Below are 18236 nucleotides of genomic sequence, written 5' to 3' on the forward strand. Positions count from 1 at the left end.
GAAAAACAGGTGTTTGTCGAAAAAAAGTTTTTTAGTATTCCGTAATGCGCTACTTTTCCACTTTAAAAAAATAGCCCAAACCATGAAGAAAAAATATGTGATTTTACTGCATCTGTTATTTTGGATGTACTATATAATGCAAGATTTGGCTGTATTTGACCCTGAACAAAATACATTCAGTTTCCCGATACTGTCTTTCGATTTTAAAACTCCGGGAAATGCATTGACCTACTCTTTTACAACAATCTATATTTTTATTTTTTATTTGAATTACTTAGTCTTTATGCCCAAGTTTTTTGATGTGAAAAATGTAAAACGAATCATACTATCGTTTTTGGGCCTGTTTGTTATTTTTATCGGAATGCGATATTTGATAGAGGAGGTTTTGTACGACACATGGCTTGGCTTCCATAATTATTCCAACGATGCAACAATTGCGTATTATATCTATGACAATCTCTATTATGGCAGCCGCCCGATCATGGCTTCTTCTGTCTTATGGTTTATTGTAAACATGCTGCGCCTGCAAAAAGAGCAGATTGTTTTATTGGAGAGCAAACGCGAGACAGAAATCAATTTCCTGAAATCGCAGATCAATCCGCATTTTATATTTAATACCCTGAATAATATTTATTACCTGATATTCGAAAAATCAGAAAAAGCGCTTCCGGCTGTAGAGCAATTGAGCGGGCTGATGCGGTATATGACGTATGAAAGCCAGAACGAAACTATTGCATTGCAACGCGAAGTAGCCTATATAGATGACTTTATTGCTTTAGAATCGATGCGAATTTCGGGTGACGCGCAAGTGGTTTTCAAGAAAAATATCGAAAATCCGGAATGTCGCATCCCGCCCTTGTTACTGATTCCGTTTGTAGAAAACGGCTTTAAGCACGGTATCCTGAACAATCCGGGACAGGAATTTACTATCGAGCTGACGCAAAATAAAAATCATCTAATTTTGCAGACACAAAACAGCATCAGCAATTATAAAAAAGACCATCAGTCGGGCATTGGCATCGAAAATATAAAGAAACGATTGCAGTTGTATTTTCCTGACAGGCATTCATTAGACATTACCACAAAAGAAAATATGTATTACGTAAAATTAGATATCAAACTATGAGAATCATCCGCTGTGCAATCCTAGACGATGAACCTATGGCAGTGGCTCTGTTGTCAAAATATGTAGAGAAAATTTCAAGTTTTGAATTGGTAAAAGCGACAACCAATCCGTTTGAGATACTAGAACTCATTGCCCAAACCACTATCGATGTCTTATTTATCGACATACAGATGCCAGAACTTACGGGCCTGCAGATGATGGAAATGTTGGGTAACAAGACAAAATTTGTAATCACGTCGGCCTATAGCGAGTATGCCCTGAAAGGCTATGAGCATAATGTGGTGGATTATTTATTAAAGCCGATTTCCTTTGACCGTTTTTATAAATGCATACAGAAAATAGAATCCCTTTCTCAAGAAAAGCCGGCTCCAGCCGTAGAAGTATTGGCTAAAACAGAAGAAAAGCAGGATGAGTTTTTATTCATAAAAACCGATGGCAAGCTGGTAAAAATAAACCTGAACGACTTGCTGCTGGTAGAAGGCCTAAAGGATTATCTGTATTTGCATCTAAAAAACGAAAAACTAATCGTGCTGGACACCTTGAAAGAATTTGAAGCAAAACTGCCAGTACCTTCTTTCATGCGGGTACACAAATCCTATATCATTCGGCTCGATCAGATTGAAACCATAGAACGCAACCGGGTATTTATTCAAAATAAGATTGTTCCTATCGGTGAAACTTACAAAATCAAATTTCAGGATTGGGTTAAGAGTTTTTTATGATCATTCGTATAAACTTCAAAAGTATAAAAGCCTCCTTTTTGGGAGGCTTTTTGTTTTTAAAAGAGGTATTGCAACTTAAATACTGTTTTTTACGAGCTTGCCGAGCTTCTGCAAACCTTCTTCTGCGCGGTCGTTCCATTCCATCGCATAATTAAGGCGCATGCAGTTGTTGTATTGGTTGTGCTGGGAGAACATCCTGCCAGGCGCAAAATTGATATTCATGGCTCCGGCGGCATCATACAGGTCTTCGGTGCAGATTCTCTTGTCCAGTTCCAGCCACAGCATAAAGCCACCCTTGGGCTGGGAGATTTTGGTATTGTCGGGGAAATAGGTTTCTACGGCACGCTGGAACTGCAGGTAGTTAGCATAAAGCTTATTGCGGAACATACGCAGGTGGTGGTCATAACGTCCGTGTTCCAGAAAATCGGCAATGACGTCGGAATAGAGCGACGGATTGCATACGGTCTGCACGAGCTTTTGGCGTATGATCTTGTCTTTGAATTGCCCAGGAGCAATCCAGCCTACGCGGTAGCCGGGCGCTAGGGTCTTAGAAACCGATCCGGCCCAGAGCACCAGTCCTGCTTCGTCATAAAACTTGCAGGGTTTGGGGCGTTCGGCTCCAAAATAAAGGTTGCCGTAGATGTCGTCTTCAATCAGCGGGACATTATAGGCGGTGATGAGCCGCACGAGTTCTTTTTTATTTTCGTCGGGCATCTGGAAACCCATCGGATTGTTGAAATTGGTCACGAAGCAGCATGCCGAGATCGCAGGCAGTACTTTTTTTAAGGCATCCAGATCGATGCCATAAACGGGATGGGTCGGTAGCTCTACGGCTTTCAGTCCGAGCAGCTTTATGGCCTGCAAGATGCCAAAATAAGCCGGGCTTTCTATGGCCACCGAGTCGCCGGGCTTGGTAACCGCCATCAGGGCGTGATAGATGGCGTTCATGGCGCCCGAAGTGATGACAAGGTCGTCTTCGGTTACTTTGCCTTCTAAGACCAGCGACCATTTGGCGATTTCACGGCGCAGGTGCTCGCTGCCTTGCACCGGTTCTAAGTCGGTACCGCTGTCGCTTCGGCTGCGTATGGCCTTGATGACTCCTTTGTTGAGTTTGGCTAATGGCAAGAAATTCCTGCCCGGCAGTCCCAAGGCAAATTGGGTCACATCAGGCTTGGCAATAGTATCGTAGACCTTGCTGATAAGGTCTTCTGGGGTTTTGCCTTTTCCAGCATCGGCTATAGCCGTAACAGAGGGCAGGGCCAGCTTTCGCTGTGAGGTCTTGCTGACGTAATAGCCTGTCTTGGGACGCGATTCAATCAGCGAGCGACTTTCGAGCTCGAGGTAGGCTTGCTTGGCGGTATTGATGCTGACATTATGGAGCTTTTGCACGCTGCGTATCGATGGCAGCTTGTCGCCCAGAAGCAGCGTCTCGTTCTGGATCTGTTCTTCGATAATCTTGGCTATTTTCAGGTAGAGTGTTTCCTTGCGCTGCATGGGCTTGTTGTTTTTTGGGCGATAATAGGATGTGCTTGTGCGTTGGGCATCTGGGCTTAGTTGAGCCATTTCAATACCCTGCAGATACTGTCTTTTAATTGTTCTGGATCGCTATAATTGCCGGTGCCTTTTTCTTTGAGGTAGCGGGACACGAAAGATACGAAGATTCCTTTTTCGTCTGCATTCATATCAGGACTATTGTATACCTCAAAATCGATTGCTTCCTTGGCATTGAGCACGAGGCTCGCAAAGGCAACAATGCGATCTTCTTTTTTGGCCAGCAAGAAAGGCACGCCGAAAGCAGCGGTAATATCGTGTTCTAGCGGGAAGGCTTGAAGAAAGATTTTTTTCAGCGCTTCCATGTCGGTAATATACACTTGTGCAAATTGCAGTGTTTCTTGGTATTCTAAAGAGGTTTCCATGACTGTACGTATTTGGTTTAGTAAAGTTAGGAAGACGACAGCTTTGGTTACAGATACAGAAATATGTTTTTTAATGGGTACAGATAAGAGGCTACAACTGCAGTGAGGCAGTTGATTGGTTACTACTTTATCGGCATCATAAGTTATTAGGATACTTATTGCCTTTATAGATAAATTATTCTATATATTATGTTATATTTATATCATATTAACAATAAAATTATAAATTATGAGAAAAACTTTACTTTTATTTGCACTTACAGCAAGCACATTCTCTTTTGGGCAGGTTCCGATCGGTTCGGGGACTCTTGTAGACAGCAATGCGGGACTCACGACGCCTATCTCGATTTATTATTCGACTTCATTATCACAGACTATTTATTTTGCTTCTGAAATCGGCACGGCAGGAACGATTACTTCGATTGATTTCATGCTAAACACTACCGGTTCGCTGGCCAATACCAATACGATGATTGATGTGTGGGTAGGCCATACCTCAAGAGCTTCCTACAATCCTGTAGTCGGCGCTTCCGGTGCGGACTGGATTAGCGTGGCCAGCCATTCGCACGTACTGACCAACGGTTCTTTTACGCTGACGGGTACCACGCTTAGGTTTACGTTTGACACGCCGTTTGCTTATAATGGAACGGATAACTTGGTGATTACGGTAGATGCCAACAAAGCGGGCGATGACGGAAATACGATAAAATTCTATCAAGCTGCTGCGACAACAGATGTAACGTCGTTAATGATCAGGACGGATCAGGCAGCGGAGAATGCCGATCCGTTAAATCCGCCTCTAAGCTATACGGGAACTACGACAGCTACTTCGGTGCAAGCCAAAAGAACGCGTCCGCAGATTGTCTTGAACGGCATTACGTTAGGAGTTGATGAGCATGGTTTGGCGAACCGTATTGCGATATATCCAAATCCAGTAACCGACAATCTTTTTATCGGATCTGAAGATAAGGCTGCTGTCGGCGAAATTTATACCCTGACCGGACAGCTGGTACGCTCGGCAGCCGTAGAACAAAACAAAGTGTCGGTAGACGATCTGGCTTCGGGTGTGTATCTCCTAAAACTTCGTATGGAAGACGGTACGGCCGCTACTAAACGATTTGTAAAGCAATAAGGTTTTACCAACCTCTTGAAATACGAAATCCCTTTGCGAAAGCAGCGGGATTTTTTTATGCGGATTGGTTTCTTTTCAAAAAGCTTGGTTCAGGCTCGAAATAAGTTAACAATTTAATTATATAAACAGAGACTTGCTGCAATAAGAATTTAAGATATTACAACCGCTGTTTTGGCTTATCGTGCAGGCCATAAATATGTAATAACTTATAAGGTTCTCAATGAGACAGACATGGGTATTCTAAAAAAAATAAACCGCAGGCGCAGGGCTTTTATGAAAGGTCTTACCAAAAATATCGGGAGCTGCAGCTATCCTAAAATAAAGGAGACTCCTGAAAACATCAAGATCGAAAAAGTGTTGATCTGCAGGCCTAACGGACGTTTGGGAAACCTGCTCTTGGTCACGCCGCTGGTGCAGGAAATCACAGCCGTTTTTCCAAACTGCAAGATCGACCTTATGGTAAAAGGAAATCTGGCTCCGATACTTTTCGAGAATTATGACGCTATCGATCATACGATCAAGCTGCCCAAGAAGCCCTTCAAGAGCCTTTTTAAGTACTTTCAAAAATGGACGGCCATTCGCAGGACGCGCTACGACCTGATTATCAATGTTGTCAGCTATTCCTCGTCAGGAAGGCTGGCCACTTGGATTGCCAGAGGAAAGTACAAGCTGTTTGGCAATGACGAAGGAGGCTTGATTGCTTCTCGGTATGAAAACGCGCAGCATATGGCCAAGTTTCCGGTCTATTATTTCCGTGATTTCTTGCTGCATTGCGGCCTTCCGGAACGAAGCGGGGCGGTTCCGTTGCTCGATCTTAAATTAAGCACTGCTGAGTTGGAGAAAGGCAAAGGCATCGTACAAAATATAGTCGGAGACGGCAAGAAGACCATCGCCCTCTTTACGTATGCGACCGGACATAAATGTTATTCGTGCGATTGGTGGGCTCAATTTTACGAGGCCCTAAAGCAAGCATTTCCGGAGTGCAATATTCTTGAAATACTGCCTATCGAAAAGGTCTCGCAGATTTCTTTCCAAGCTCCGGCATTCTATAGCAAGGATGTACGGGAAATTGGTGCTGTCATAGCCAATACCGATGTTTTTGTAGGGGCAGACAGCGGTATCATGCATTTGGCAAGTTCGGTGCATACGCCAACGATAGGATTTTTTTCGGTTACGGATAGTACTACGTACCAGCCTTATGGCAATAATAGCCTAGGAGTCAAAACAGAGGAGATAGGAATTGAGGCATGCCTTGCTCTTATCAGGAGCCGTATCGGTTAGAGAAGGGATAAGTCTCTCCTAATAATATAAATCGGTACGCTGCCTAAACTAGGCCGGATCCAGATCATTCGCTTCATTGAATTTGCGCATGGCATCCGAAAATAGCCGTTCTGCATCATACACGTTTTGGTACAGCTTTCGTTTTTCTTTAGAAAGCTCGAGTAAGCGGTCTAATTCCTTATCCAGCTGTTTGCCTTTGGCGTTTTTGATTGTTATTTCCTGTGCTATTTCTTGCCTGGAGTACAAGTGCAGCTCTTTTAAGGATTTGTAATAGCCCGCTGCTGTCTGCTTCAGCTGCTGTCCCATAGCCAGATCATCCGGCTGGAGTGCTTCAATCTGTTTGATGATGGCGTCAAATTCCGTTTCCTGCGTGTCTACCACAGACAAAGCTTTGTTGAAATCGTGCTGGATGAGGTAGTCCAGCTTGCGCGATTCGGAGCCTTTTTCGTGAATGAGAATGCGTGAAATCTGTTTTTCTTGTAGGATGGCCTTTCTGAAATCAGCTGCTTTCTGCTTGCCGCAGGAAAAGAACGTGAGCGTGATCATCAAAAAAAGAACGGCCTTATTTAGTTTTTCCATAATCTTTTCCTTTTGCGTATTCTAAATCAAAGGGGGATGGTATAGTGAAGTTACTAAATTTTTTAGGATGTTCAAAATAACAATCGGCATATTCTTATCTTTACAAAAACGAGCGGCTCTTGCGCTGGATACTACAGAAAACAACCCAAATACGATGTACGATGGCTGAGAAAAAATCAAAATTGGCAGAAATCAAGACCAAACCAACTGTGGCAAGCGTAGAAGATTTTATCAATACGATTCCGGAGGAGCAAAAGCGAAAAGATAGTTTTGTGATTTTAGAAATGATGAAAGAGGCGAGTGGAGAAGAACCTGTCTTATGGGGCAGTTCCCTCATCGGGTTTGGTACTAAAAGATACAAGAGCGCTGCCACAGGAAGAGAAGTAGATTGGCTCAAGATAGGCTTTTCGCCGCGCAAGGCCAATCTGTCTCTATACATCAGCGTGGGCATAGCAGAACATGCCGAGGCTCTTAAAAAACTCGGCAAGCATAAGACAGGCGTAGGCTGTCTTTACATCAACAAGCTAGCCGATGTTGATTTGGATGTACTGAAAGGAATGATTGCCGCTTCTTTGGATAAAAAGTAAAAGCAGCATAGAATGCGAAGAGCGAAAGAGCAAGCATTCGGATTCGCATTTTCTTAAGCTGTTACTTCCAACGACTGGATCAGCCCGTCGATAATCTCAAAATGATAATTCAGGATAAGCGGACTTCCTTCAAATGTGCCTGAAACTTCTGTTGTCAGAATACTTGAGCTGCCTGCTTCCGTATAGCCGATCGGTTTCATGACGGCTTTATATTTCTGGTTCGCTTCGGCAATCCATTTCTCAATTTCAATTGTTCCAGTATACGCCCTGCCTTCATCTAAAACGGTAGCTGTTTCTGCAAAACAGTTGGCATAGGCGATACTATCGAAGTTGTTTTGCGCCTTTACTAATTCAAGGATACTATTGGGTAAATTCATGATTTTATTTTTTAGAGTTATTAAATTGTCGGGAGGGTACCGCCATCAATGATGTATTCGGTTCCGGTCAGATAGCTCGCTCGCGGCGAAACTAAAAAACCGACAAGTTCTGCTACTTCTTCTGGCTGTGCTGGCCTGCCGTAAGGAATGCCTCCAAGTGCGTCCATTACGCTTTGCGCGGCTTCTTCTATAGATCGATTGGAACTTGCCGAAATCCGTTCTATCATTCTTGTTGATGCTGTCGTCATGATCCAGCCTGGCGATACGGTCAATACGCGGACGCCTTTTGGCGCAACTTCGTTAGACAATCCTTTGCTATAGTTTATCAATCCTGCTTTTGCCGCTGCATAAGGCAAAGTAGAATCATACAAAGGCAATTTGCCCTGTATGCTAGCAATGTGGATAATAACGCCGCCTTTGCGTTCGATCATTTGCGGCAAAAACTTTCTGTCTAGGCGCACAGGAGCAAGCAGATTTGCTTGTATCGTACTTTCCCAAGCCTCGTCATCCAATACGGCAAAACCGCCGCTCGGTGTTTCGGAGCTGCCTAGGTTGTTTACAAGAATATCGAGCCTGCCGTATTTTCCTAAAACTTCGTTTACCACCTTTTGCGTTCCTTCAGGCTTGCTCAGGTCTGCCGAAATAAAATGCAGGTTTTCGTTTGCTGTTTCGGGCGCATTTCTCGCCGTGATGATTACCGTTGCGCCTGCTTGCAGCAGTCGTTTTGCAATAGCATTTCCGGTACCTTTTGTACCGCCAGTCACCAAGGCAATCTTGCCTGACAACTCGTTGTTGAAATTAAATTCGTGTTCCATTTTACATTTGTTTAGTGCAAAGTTGGGACATACAATCAGTTTGTACAAGTACGGAAAAACGAATTGCATAGGGATAAATTTATCCTATATTGTACAGCTTGAGACAATGGTTTATTTTTGTAATATGTATGAAAGAAAGATCCCGTTGAGTTTAAACTGCGGCCTTGACCTGATAGGCGAGGTACTGTATGGCAAATGGAAAGTCCGTTTGCTATGGTTTATTAATGAAGGGCATAAGCGCCCAAGCGAATTGCAGCGCAAAATTCCCGACGCTTCCCGAAGGGTGCTGACGATGCAGCTTAAAGAAATGGAAGAACACGAATTGATTGCAAAAAAGATCTATCCGGTGGTTCCGCCAAAAGTAGAGTACAGCCTTACCGAATTCGGCAAGACCTTGATTCCTGTTATTGCCACTTTGGGACAATGGGGAGACGAGCACGAAGAACGACTGAGGGAAGTTATCTTGAAAAGAAATTTATAGTACATTGCAAGCCGAATCACGTAAGCAAATAGGAAGATGACAGACGAAACTGGAAAGCCAGAGTTTTGGGAAACCGCTTTTGAAGAAAAGCAGGAGATGTGGGGCTTTGAGCCTTCTAAATCGGCAGTAGCGACAAAAGATTTCTTTGTGGAAAAAGGCGTAAAGAACCTCCTGATACCTGGAATCGGCTATGGACGGAATGCCCAGATTTTCAAAGACAGCGGCATGACCGTAACCGGAATAGAAATTTCAAAAACGGCTATCGAAATGGCAAGAAAGCATTACGGAACGGATATGGTCATCCACCATGGTTCTGTAACCGATATGCCTTTTGATGCCAACAAATACGACGGCATATTTTGTTATGCCCTAATCCATCTATTAGATACGCACGAAAGAGAAAAGCTGATTCAGGACTGCTACAATCAGCTAGAAGACAATGGCTATATGGTCTTTACGGTAATCTCGAAAGAAGCGCCTACCTATGGACAGGGAACTCTTGTGAGCAAAGACCGTTATGAAATCTTTGCAGGAGCACAGCTGTTCTTTTATGATACCGAATCCATCCATGCCGAGTTTGGCAAGGCCGGATTGTTTGAAATTACTGAGATTCAGGAAAGCCAGCCGTTCTTCTTGATCAAATGCAAGAAAGAAGCGGGTCAGCTTAGAAGATAATCCGTAGCAAAAAAGCCTTCAAGATTGTTGATTTTGAAGGCTTCTTTTTAAATAAGAAAGACAATAATAAGGTATTGTGAAAGCAGTTGCACTACCAAAGAAGCAAGATGACAATTTTGCAGTCTTGGTTTGTCTATTCGATTATTATCAAAGTAAAAAGTACGATCTGCACAGACAATTATTATAGCTTTTATAGTTATTTTAGCATGCCTAAAGACGGCATATTCCACAGGTAAGAAAAGAGACAATGGAAGCTAAAGTCAGTATAAAAAAAATCATACAGCTATTTCTAAAATTGGGCTTTATTGGCTTTGGCGGTCCTGCAGCGCACATTGCTATGATGCAGCAAGAAGTCGTACTGAAAAGAAAATGGATGAGCGAACAGCATTTTCTAGACTTGCTCGGTGCTACCAATCTTATACCCGGACCCAACAGTACCGAGATGGCTATACACATTGGTTATGAGAAGGGAGGATGGAAAGGCTTGCTAGCAGCAGGACTGAGCTTTATTCTTCCTGCTGTTTTCATTACGGGTATATTTGCTTTTCTATACCAACAATACGGACAATTGCCTGAAGTGCAGCCTTTTATTTACGGCATCAAGCCTGCGATTATTGCAGTAATTATCGGAGCAGTTTATCCGTTGGCAAGGAAATCCTTAAAATCACTATTCTTAGTAATTGTTGGTATCGGGGTACTGACAGCCTCTCTGTTCAATATCAATGAAATTTACCTTATGTTTGGGGCTGGCTTGCTGGCTGTCGTGTTTTATTCTCTCACAAGCAGAAAGACATCTACTTTACAAAACGTTGCACCGTTTCTGTTTTTACAGCTAAGCGGCAGTAGCTTATTCTCCGATACAACTATCCGACTGTTCTTCATCTTTCTGAAAATAGGCGCTATCTTGTATGGAAGCGGTTATGTATTGTTTGCTTTTTTAGATACTGAATTAGTAGCAACAGGGTTACTGAGTAGGCAGCAATTGACGGATGCCATTGCTGTAGGTCAGTTTACGCCGGGTCCCGTTTTTTCATCTGTTACTTTTATTGGTTACCAAATTAACGGCTTCACGGGAGCCGCAGTATCTACCATTGCAATATTTCTCCCATCATTTATATTTGTGGCGCTGCTCAATCCCCTGATGAAAAAAATACGTCAGTCCAAAATGCTATCCGCTTTTCTCGATGCGGTAAATGTCGCTTCTGTAGCCATTATAGCCTCAGTATGCCTTGCAATGGGCAGAGAAACAATTTATGATTCGGATACCGTTATTATTGCCCTTAGCAGTGCTTTTGTCGTATTCCGCTTCAAGAATATCAATAGTGCACTGATTGTATTGGGAGGCGCATTGCTGGGCTTTGTATTATATCAATTTTAAATAAATGCCATATACGATTATGTCGTATCTTAGTTCCAGATTTCTAATTTAATTCCTAACAGGACAGTAGTAATTTAAAATTTTGGCTTATGAAAAGTAGTAAAAGATTAATTTTTGGTATGTTGCTTTTGATATCTGCGATTTCTCAAGCTCAGGTAAATGTCAATGTGAACATAGGAAACCCTCCGGCGTGGGGGCCTGTCGGCTATACAGATGTCCGTTATTATTATATTCCCGATATTGAAACCTATTATGACATACAGACCTCTGACTATATCTATATCAGCAAGGGTAAATGGATTCATGGCAGGACACTGCCTGTGGCGTATCGAAACTACGATCTTTATGGCGGCTACAAGGTTGTTTTGACAGATTACAGAGGCAATACTCCCTATGCAAATTTTAAAGCCCATAAAATAAAATATGCCAAAGGCTATAAGGGAAAACCACAAAAGACTATCGGCGCTAAGCCTGGAAAAGGTAATAACAAGGCGCAAGGCAAAGCCAAAGGACATGGGGAAGGAAAAGGACATGGAAAAAAAGGCAAATAAGTAAGCCTCGCACAAGCAGATAAAAAAATCCTGATGCATTGCATCAGGATTTTCTGTTTAGAAACATACGATACGAGAGCCTATTGTAGCTTATTATAACATATTGATTCTGTGCTTCTCATAGCTAGAGAAGATTACTGTAAACTTTCGCAAATTCTGCCGCGAACTCCGCCAGTTTTACGCTGCCCAAGACCGGCCTGTTGCGGTAATAGTCTTCATAGAGCGAGCCATTGCCTTGGCTGGCCTGCATTTCGACAAAACCGTGGGCGACTTGAGGATTAAAGCCGATGCGCAGCCAATTGTCGAGCAGCTGTTCGTCCGAGATGACCTGCCATTGCAAATCGGGCTTGCCGATGGCTTCCCCCAAGGCCTTGGCGATTTCGTTGGGAGCCACTTCGTCGCTGGCGACATAACGCACAGTTCTTCTATCAAACGGACGGTCTATTTCTTCGGCTATCGCGCTGGCTATATCGGTCGGATATACCCACGGTTCTTTCGTATCGCCGCCGTAGTTTGAAATGATGGAACCTTTCGACTTGATGGTCTGCACAAAAGAGAACATATTGATGTAAAATCCGACCGGACGGATAAATTTGATGGAAACAGCTTCCGGCAATTGACGCAAGAGCTTTTCGACGTTATGGTGAAAAAGCAGGATGCCGATTCCGGTGTCTGTATGCGCGCCGACACTGCTCAGGTGTACGACTTTTTGTACGCCAGACAGTTCTATGGCTTTTTTATAGTTGCGGCCAATTTCTGTAATGCGGCTGATAAAATCGACTTCCTTGTCGAATAGATCTCCGGCCGCCTCCATAGTTTCCATAAGGTAAACGATATCAGCTTCTTTAAAGGCACCAGCCAAGAAGTCGGCATCAAACATGCTGCCGATAGCGGCTTGTGCGCCCAGCTGCTCGATTTCTTTTTTTCTTTCAAGGGTACTGCTGATAACGGTTACTGCATGTCCTTTCTGTACCAGTTCGCGTGTGAGTGGTTTTCCGATATTTCCAAGAGAACCTGTTAAGACTATTTTCATTTGTATGTTTTTTTTGATTAGTGGATATTTGAGAGTAATAAAGCACATTCGTGCCGATTTAGGTTTTGTTCTTTCCAAGCAATAAGACAACGATGGCGAGCAGCGCGCTGACTCCGCCGAATATATAGACGGATTGGTAATCGAACCAGCTGGCTACAAGTCCGGCAATAGGAGCGGCGATTCCAAGCGACAAGTCGAAGAAGGCCGCATACGCTCCCAAAGCGGTGCCGCGCATTTGCGGATTCACTTTTTTTATCGCTAAAACGCCCAATGACGGAAATATGAGCGAGAATCCTGCGCCTGTCAAACTGCATCCTGCTATGGCCATGACTTTTGAAGTAGAGAATCCGATTAAAAGCTGTCCAAGGATTTCGATCAGCAACGAGAACAAGGTTACCTTAAGCCCTCCGTATTTGTCAGGAAACGAAGAAAAAAAGACCCTGACAAGCACATACGAAACTCCAAAGCAGACAAAGGCCAGCGAAGGATCGCCCCATTGTTTTTGGACAAAGAACAACGCGATAAAAGACGAAATACAGGCGAATCCTATCGATGAAAAGGCCAGCGCCAATCCTTGTCCGGCAATGCTGCCGATTACTTTGTAGAAAGGCGTGCGAACATGACTTAAGTCTACAGACAGGGTAGGAAGCTTTTTGATAATAAGCCAGCTGATGATCGACAAAAGCACGAGGGTAGCAAAGGCGCTTTCAATCCCGAAGATTTTTGTCATTCCGATGCCCAAAGGCGCGCCAATCGCAATTCCGGCATACATGGCAATACCGTTCCAGGTCATTACCCGTCCTGATTTTTGGGCTCCCACCAAGCCGATTCCCCAAGTCAAGGCTCCGGTAAGAAATAGGCTTTCGGCAATGCCATGAATCATCCTTGCGACCAAGATAATCCCAAGCGCCAAAGATACGTTTGACATAAAAAAGGTAGAGGCAACGTACAAGATGCCCGTCGTTGTCGTAAGAATGGTCCCCAAACGGGTGCTGACTTTTGCGCCTTTGGTGTCGGTCGTCTTGCCTGCATAGGCTCTTGTCAATAACGTTGCCAAGGCTTGCAGTCCTATAACGATACCCACGGTAACGCTCCCGAATTCTAGGCTGTTTTGTATGTAGCCGGGCAGTATGCCCAGCGTTATTCCGATGGTAAGGTAGATTGCGAATACCGATAAGATAATCGGAGCGATCGCGGCATAAAAAGAGGTTTTGGTAGTATCCCCGCTGATGATTGTATCCATATTATTGTAATTAAACTTTCGGGTACAAAATTAGGCAGGGAGGATAGGGGATAACGCTGTTATTTCATGGTATTAGTTGGACAAATCATGGTTTTCTGTTTCTAAAATGGAGCGGAGTAGTGCCCGTATTCTTTTTAAAGAAGCGCGAAAAGTAGGCGTAATCATCATAGCCCAATTCATACGCAACAGCCGTGATGTTGAGGTCGGTATACTGCAACAGTCGCTTTGCTTCCAATATAATTTCCTGATGGATCCAATAGCTGGCGGCAAATCCGGTGATCTTTTTTATGGCTTCATTAAGATAGAGCGGCGTGATGTTGAGAAAGTCGGCATACTCCTTCACCTGCTTGTATTCTCGAAACTTCTGCTGGATGAGCTGCTTGAACTTTGCGGTTATCACGTATTTAGAACCTTCAAAATCAATGCGCTTTTCGTTGATCGTCAATATTTTTTGTGCTATCCATCCCACAATCGTTTTGGTCAGGGAAGTGAGCATTTGCGCTTTTAATAGCGCTTCGCCGCTTTCGAGCCACTTTTGCAGTAGAACAACCAGTTCAAAAAGATCCTCATTTTTATCTAAAAGAAGGTATTGGTTGCTGTTTAAGAAGGTATCAAAAACTTCACGGTACTGTTGCAAGGCAAAACTGGGATCGACAAAAAACAGCCATCCTTCCGGCTTTTCCGAACTGATATTGCGATGCACCTGTCCGGGCGCAACATAACAAAGAGAATTGGGTTCCAAGGTTATCGTATTGAAATCCAATTCCCATGTCGAAGACCCTTTTGCTTGGATGATAAACATAAAATGATCGTCCCTGTGCGCAGGATGCGTGACATCTGTAAGCAGCGATAAGGACTTTATATCAATCCCAATGCTTTTTAATTCATCTTTATGCAACAGTATTTTAGGCTTCGGGTTCACGCTTTATGCAATTTCTTAGGGCGATAAAAGTACAAATTTAATCTAATTGCTGTTGTCAAACTTTGCTATGGCTTCGGGTGTTGCAGGCGTAAACAGATTTACGAGGTTGCCGTCGGGATCGCGAAACAACAGCGAGGTATTCCCCCAAGGCATCGCCGTAGGCTTCTGGACGATACGATCTTCAAGATAGGCTGCCAGCCGGGCATAGTCTTTTTCTACATCGTCTACCCTAAATTCGAGGATGACGCTGCTGTTTTGGGCGGGCCTTGCAATGGCCTCGCCGCCAAAGAAAAGCAAGGTCTTGGTGCTTCCGATAGCCAAGGTGGCGGTGGCTGTTTTTAGCTCGGCAAAGTCGGGAGTATAGCGCACGGCGGTCTTGCCCGTTACCTGTTCGTAAAATGCTACCAATTCGTCTAAACGATCGGTAATAATGCGGATGGATACGAAATTCATTTCTTCTGTTTTAAAGTTATGCCGCAAATGTAATAGTGCCCTATGACAACAGTCTGTCAGCAGTCTTGGCTTTTTTCTTTCGGACTGAATTTGTTGTGTCGGAATGCAAACCCATCGGCACCGATAATCCGATTTCTTAAATTATAGCGTATCTTTGATATTCGGACACGCAGAAACGATGCCACTACATTGCTATGATAAACGATTATAAAAAGCACGATCTATACGGCAAGACCCTGCTTCAAAAAATTGCATTGACGCCGCCCTTCCAGTTTGATTTTCCGGTCACGGAACAGGCTTGCTTTTTATACGTGCTGAAAGGAGACGTCGAATACCAGATCGATGACGAGCGGCTCAACATTCCGACGAACTATTCTTTATTGCTGAACTGCATCCAGTCCGGAAAGCAGCTCCATCATTCCCATCCGAAAAGCAATTGCGAGATTGTGATCGTTACTTTTTATCCGGAGATATTAAAGAAAATATACGACAGGGAACTGCCGGTAGTGCTTCAGGCACCAAAGAATGCCATCTCTAACCAATCCAGCGAAAAGATAAACAACGATTTCCTGATCCAAAAATACATCGAAGGATTGCTGTTTTATTTCGAGAATCCGTCCCTGATCAACGAAGACATCCTGATCCTGAAAGTAAAGGAAATCATACTGCTGCTATCGCAGACACAGAATGCCGAAGCGATACAGCTTATCTTATCGCAGCTTTTTTCTCCTACTACCTATACGTTTAAGCAGATTATCGAAGCGCACCTGTTTTCGCAGCTCACGATTGAAGAACTGGCACAGCAGAACAACCTAAGCGTATCTTCCTTCAAACGCGAATTCGCTAAGATATACAACGATACGCCCGCCAACTACATCAAAGCCAAAAAGCTGGAGAAAGCGGCCGAACTGCTCTTGCTGTCTGACCAGCGCATTACTGAAATTGCGTTTGATTGCGGGTTTAATGACCTTGCAAATTTCACCAAAAGCTTTACCAGCAAATACAAGGTTTCGCCTACAGCTTACCGACAAAAGCAAAACAGCAAGTAATAAGTACCTAGCAAACTATCTTCTTTTAAGCCTCTTTCTGATCTATCGGAAGGGTGCTTTTTTGGTGAACCAAATTGCCAAACAATTGAACCGATCCGCTAAATGATTCTGTTTATTCTGATAGACATTTGTCCCGTCATTACTAACTTAAAATAAGATAAAATGGGACTTTCAAATTTAGGAATTTTTCATACCGTTATCGGTATTGCGGCCATTATTGCGGCCATCGTAGGATTTGTCAAATACGGTAAGATCTATCTCGGCGCCTTATCCGGTAAAATATATTTTTATGGAACCCTTATTACGTCGCTGACGTCGCTGGGCATTTCAAAACATGGCGGACTGAATGCGGGACATGCTTTTTCGGTGTTTATCATGTTGCTTGTAGTGGAAGCCTATTTTCTTTACTCTAAAAAGAAAAGCAGCGGCAGGGCGCGTCATTTTGAAAACTTCTGCCTGTCGTTTAGCTTTTTCTTATCGCTTGTGCCTACCGTTAACGAAACGTTTACCCGCGTTCCGATTGGACATCCGTTGGCGAAAGACAGCAGCGATCCTATTATCGGAAAGACGCTTCTTGTTTTGCTTATTCTTTTTATTGCGGGCTTTGTCTATCAATTTAGAAAGCAAAAGAAAAGCAACAGCACGGTTGCCGTATAAGCTACATTTTTATAAAACGGACTTGAAATTTTAAGGGAATTGCTATGCTGCCTCCGCGCGAATCACTGTACCTTTGCAGCGATGATTATCAACAACAAAGCTTAAGATAACCAATTGTTTTGTCTTGGCTTTGCGCTACTAGCATAACTCGAAACGTAATGGATACAAACAATTTGCTGCAACAGGTCGCCTTTATCAAGGAAATCGATAAATTAAAATACATACAGCGCCGGACAAAATTATTTAACAGCGACCGGCATGAAAATGATGCGGAGCACAGCTGGCATCTGGCCGTAATGGCGCTGGTCTTGGCGGAGCATTCCGACAAGCCGATTGACGTGCTTAAGGTCGTAAAAATGGTATTGATCCACGATCTGGTCGAAATCGATGCAGGCGATACGTTTATCTACGATACTACAAAAAATCATACCAATACGGAGGAGGAGCTTCTGGCCGCAAAGCGAATCTTTGGACTATTGCCGGAAGCGCAGGCGCAAGACTTCATAGCGGTTTGGGAAGAGTTTGAAGAGGGAAGGACCGATGAGGCAAAATTTGCCAGGGCCATGGACCGCTTTGAACCTTTATTGCAGAACTCTAGCAACAATGGCGGAACCTGGGCCGAATTCAATGTCGAATACCACACGGTTTACGACAAGAAAAAAGCAATCGCAAACGGTTCGACTTCTATTTGGAACTATGCGGAGCGTTTGTTAGAAGAGAGTGTGGAGAAGGGGATACTTCGGAGGGATAGTTTATAGTTGTTAGTTGATAGTTTTTAATGGATAGTTGATAGTGGAAAGCTGTAAAGTCATAAAGTTGGGAGTATTGGGAGAGGGCAAAAGCCTAAAAGTCTCAAGCTCTGCCAGGAATTGATATAGTGCTATAAGCAAGAAGTGTTTGTTATATTACATTAGTCTTATGTTGTGTAACAAGCACTTCTTGTTGTATGGTATCTTTATCGTGTTACATGACATCAGTTCTATGTTGCACAACAGACGATTATTGTTATATAACATCAGTATTATGTAATATAATGTTTGTCAGGTGTAGCCCAGTAAATATTCCTTGTAGTATAACATCATCTATATGTACTAATACATCTACTGCATGTAGTATGACATACTAGTACATGTTATAAAGCAACAATTTTATGTTATATTTCATGTGTATGTTGCTGTATAGCACCGTCACTATGTTGTGTTATAAGGAGTATGTGCTATTCTGCATCTGCTCCATGCAATACTGAACCGACAGGATGC

At 43.3% G+C, this 18236-nt stretch carries 21 protein-coding genes; 12 read left to right on the forward strand and 9 right to left on the reverse strand.

Annotated features, from left to right (window positions below):
- The first annotated feature begins 82 nt into the window (after nt 1–82).
- On the forward strand, nt 83–1126 hold the full coding sequence (locus OLM56_RS11165; protein ID WP_264527019.1) for a sensor histidine kinase: 1044 nt from the start codon (nt 83–85) through the stop codon (nt 1124–1126).
- The gene (locus tag OLM56_RS11170; protein ID WP_264527020.1) at nt 1123–1848 is read left to right on the forward strand and encodes a LytR/AlgR family response regulator transcription factor; all 726 of its coding nucleotides are present in this window, start codon (nt 1123–1125) and stop codon (nt 1846–1848) included. The genes OLM56_RS11165 and OLM56_RS11170 overlap by 4 nt, the downstream gene beginning before the upstream one ends.
- A 75-nt stretch (nt 1849–1923) precedes the next feature.
- Here OLM56_RS11170 and OLM56_RS11175 read toward each other — a convergent pair whose 3' ends face one another.
- Together OLM56_RS11175 and OLM56_RS11180 are read right to left on the reverse strand one after the other, a co-directional pair.
- Nucleotides 1924–3411, reverse strand: a complete 1488-nt coding sequence (locus OLM56_RS11175; protein WP_319800562.1) for a PLP-dependent aminotransferase family protein — start codon at nt 3409–3411, stop codon at nt 1924–1926.
- Nucleotides 3399–3764 (reverse strand): hypothetical protein, encoded by a 366-nt coding sequence (locus OLM56_RS11180; RefSeq protein ID WP_264527021.1) that lies wholly within the window; start codon nt 3762–3764, stop codon nt 3399–3401. The genes OLM56_RS11175 and OLM56_RS11180 overlap by 13 nt, the downstream gene beginning before the upstream one ends.
- Nucleotides 3765–3993: 229 nt before the next feature.
- On the opposite strand from OLM56_RS11180, the gene OLM56_RS11185 reads away from it, so the two are divergent.
- Nucleotides 3994–4896 carry a T9SS type A sorting domain-containing protein gene (locus OLM56_RS11185; protein WP_264527022.1) on the forward strand — a complete coding sequence of 301 codons (903 nt, stop codon included), beginning with the start codon at nt 3994–3996 and terminating at the stop codon, nt 4894–4896.
- A gap of 231 nt (nt 4897–5127) precedes the next feature.
- Nucleotides 5128–6177, forward strand: coding sequence for a glycosyltransferase family 9 protein (locus OLM56_RS11190; RefSeq protein WP_264527023.1), 1050 nt, complete (start codon nt 5128–5130; stop codon nt 6175–6177).
- 48 nt (nt 6178–6225) lie between these two features.
- On the opposite strand, the gene OLM56_RS11195 is transcribed toward OLM56_RS11190, so the two are convergent.
- Nucleotides 6226–6756 (reverse strand): hypothetical protein, encoded by a 531-nt coding sequence (locus tag OLM56_RS11195; protein WP_264527024.1) that lies wholly within the window; start codon nt 6754–6756, stop codon nt 6226–6228.
- A gap of 161 nt (nt 6757–6917) precedes the next feature.
- On the opposite strand from OLM56_RS11195, the gene OLM56_RS11200 reads away from it, so the two are divergent.
- The gene (locus tag OLM56_RS11200; RefSeq protein WP_220477659.1) at nt 6918–7343 is read left to right on the forward strand and encodes a DUF1801 domain-containing protein; all 426 of its coding nucleotides are present in this window, start codon (nt 6918–6920) and stop codon (nt 7341–7343) included.
- A 53-nt stretch (nt 7344–7396) separates the two neighbouring features.
- Here OLM56_RS11200 and OLM56_RS11205 read toward each other — a convergent pair whose 3' ends face one another.
- Both OLM56_RS11205 and OLM56_RS11210 read right to left on the reverse strand, forming a co-directional pair.
- Nucleotides 7397–7720, reverse strand: a complete 324-nt coding sequence (locus tag OLM56_RS11205) for a nuclear transport factor 2 family protein (RefSeq protein ID WP_264527025.1) — start codon at nt 7718–7720, stop codon at nt 7397–7399.
- A gap of 20 nt (nt 7721–7740) precedes the next feature.
- Nucleotides 7741–8535 (reverse strand): SDR family oxidoreductase, encoded by a 795-nt coding sequence (locus tag OLM56_RS11210; RefSeq protein WP_264527026.1) that lies wholly within the window; start codon nt 8533–8535, stop codon nt 7741–7743.
- A 124-nt stretch (nt 8536–8659) separates the two neighbouring features.
- Between OLM56_RS11210 and OLM56_RS11215 the strand changes: the two genes are divergently transcribed.
- The 4 genes from OLM56_RS11215 (at nt 8660) to OLM56_RS11230 (ending at nt 11620) form a co-directional block, all read left to right on the forward strand.
- Nucleotides 8660–9016, forward strand: coding sequence for a winged helix-turn-helix transcriptional regulator (locus OLM56_RS11215; protein ID WP_264527027.1), 357 nt, complete (start codon nt 8660–8662; stop codon nt 9014–9016).
- A 36-nt stretch (nt 9017–9052) separates the two neighbouring features.
- Nucleotides 9053–9691 carry a class I SAM-dependent methyltransferase gene (locus OLM56_RS11220; protein WP_264527028.1) on the forward strand — a complete coding sequence of 213 codons (639 nt, stop codon included), beginning with the start codon at nt 9053–9055 and terminating at the stop codon, nt 9689–9691.
- A 247-nt stretch (nt 9692–9938) separates the two neighbouring features.
- Nucleotides 9939–11069 (forward strand): chromate efflux transporter, encoded by a 1131-nt coding sequence (chrA, locus tag OLM56_RS11225; RefSeq protein WP_264527029.1) that lies wholly within the window; start codon nt 9939–9941, stop codon nt 11067–11069.
- A gap of 89 nt (nt 11070–11158) precedes the next feature.
- Nucleotides 11159–11620 (forward strand): hypothetical protein, encoded by a 462-nt coding sequence (locus OLM56_RS11230; protein WP_264527030.1) that lies wholly within the window; start codon nt 11159–11161, stop codon nt 11618–11620.
- A 124-nt stretch (nt 11621–11744) separates the two neighbouring features.
- Here OLM56_RS11230 and OLM56_RS11235 read toward each other — a convergent pair whose 3' ends face one another.
- From OLM56_RS11235 to OLM56_RS11250, 4 genes are all read right to left on the reverse strand, one after another.
- Entirely contained in the window at nt 11745–12653 is a 909-nt protein-coding gene (locus OLM56_RS11235; RefSeq protein WP_264527031.1) for an SDR family oxidoreductase, read from the reverse strand.
- 58 nt (nt 12654–12711) lie between these two features.
- Nucleotides 12712–13896, reverse strand: coding sequence for an MFS transporter (locus tag OLM56_RS11240; protein ID WP_264527032.1), 1185 nt, complete (start codon nt 13894–13896; stop codon nt 12712–12714).
- 85 nt (nt 13897–13981) lie between these two features.
- Nucleotides 13982–14818, reverse strand: a complete 837-nt coding sequence (locus tag OLM56_RS11245) for an AraC family transcriptional regulator (RefSeq protein ID WP_264527033.1) — start codon at nt 14816–14818, stop codon at nt 13982–13984.
- A 42-nt stretch (nt 14819–14860) separates the two neighbouring features.
- Nucleotides 14861–15271: a VOC family protein gene (locus OLM56_RS11250; RefSeq protein ID WP_182493600.1), complete on the reverse strand. Its 411-nt coding sequence runs from the start codon at nt 15269–15271 to the stop codon at nt 14861–14863.
- 194 nt (nt 15272–15465) lie between these two features.
- Here OLM56_RS11250 and OLM56_RS11255 point away from each other — a divergent pair, with 194 nt between their 5' ends.
- The 3 genes from OLM56_RS11255 to OLM56_RS11265 all read left to right on the forward strand — a co-directional run bounded on the left by OLM56_RS11255 (nt 15466) and on the right by OLM56_RS11265 (nt 17735).
- Entirely contained in the window at nt 15466–16320 is an 855-nt protein-coding gene (locus tag OLM56_RS11255) for a helix-turn-helix domain-containing protein (protein WP_264527034.1), read from the forward strand.
- A 162-nt stretch (nt 16321–16482) separates the two neighbouring features.
- A complete protein-coding gene (locus OLM56_RS11260; protein ID WP_264527035.1) occupies nt 16483–16977 on the forward strand; it encodes a hypothetical protein in 495 nt (164 codons plus the stop codon).
- 158 nt (nt 16978–17135) lie between these two features.
- Entirely contained in the window at nt 17136–17735 is a 600-nt protein-coding gene (locus tag OLM56_RS11265; protein ID WP_182494006.1) for an HD domain-containing protein, read from the forward strand.
- Nucleotides 17736–18236 lie beyond the last annotated feature (501 nt).

The sequence above is a fragment of the Flavobacterium sp. N2550 genome, from assembly GCF_025947265.1.
Classification (GTDB): domain Bacteria; phylum Bacteroidota; class Bacteroidia; order Flavobacteriales; family Flavobacteriaceae; genus Flavobacterium; species Flavobacterium endophyticum.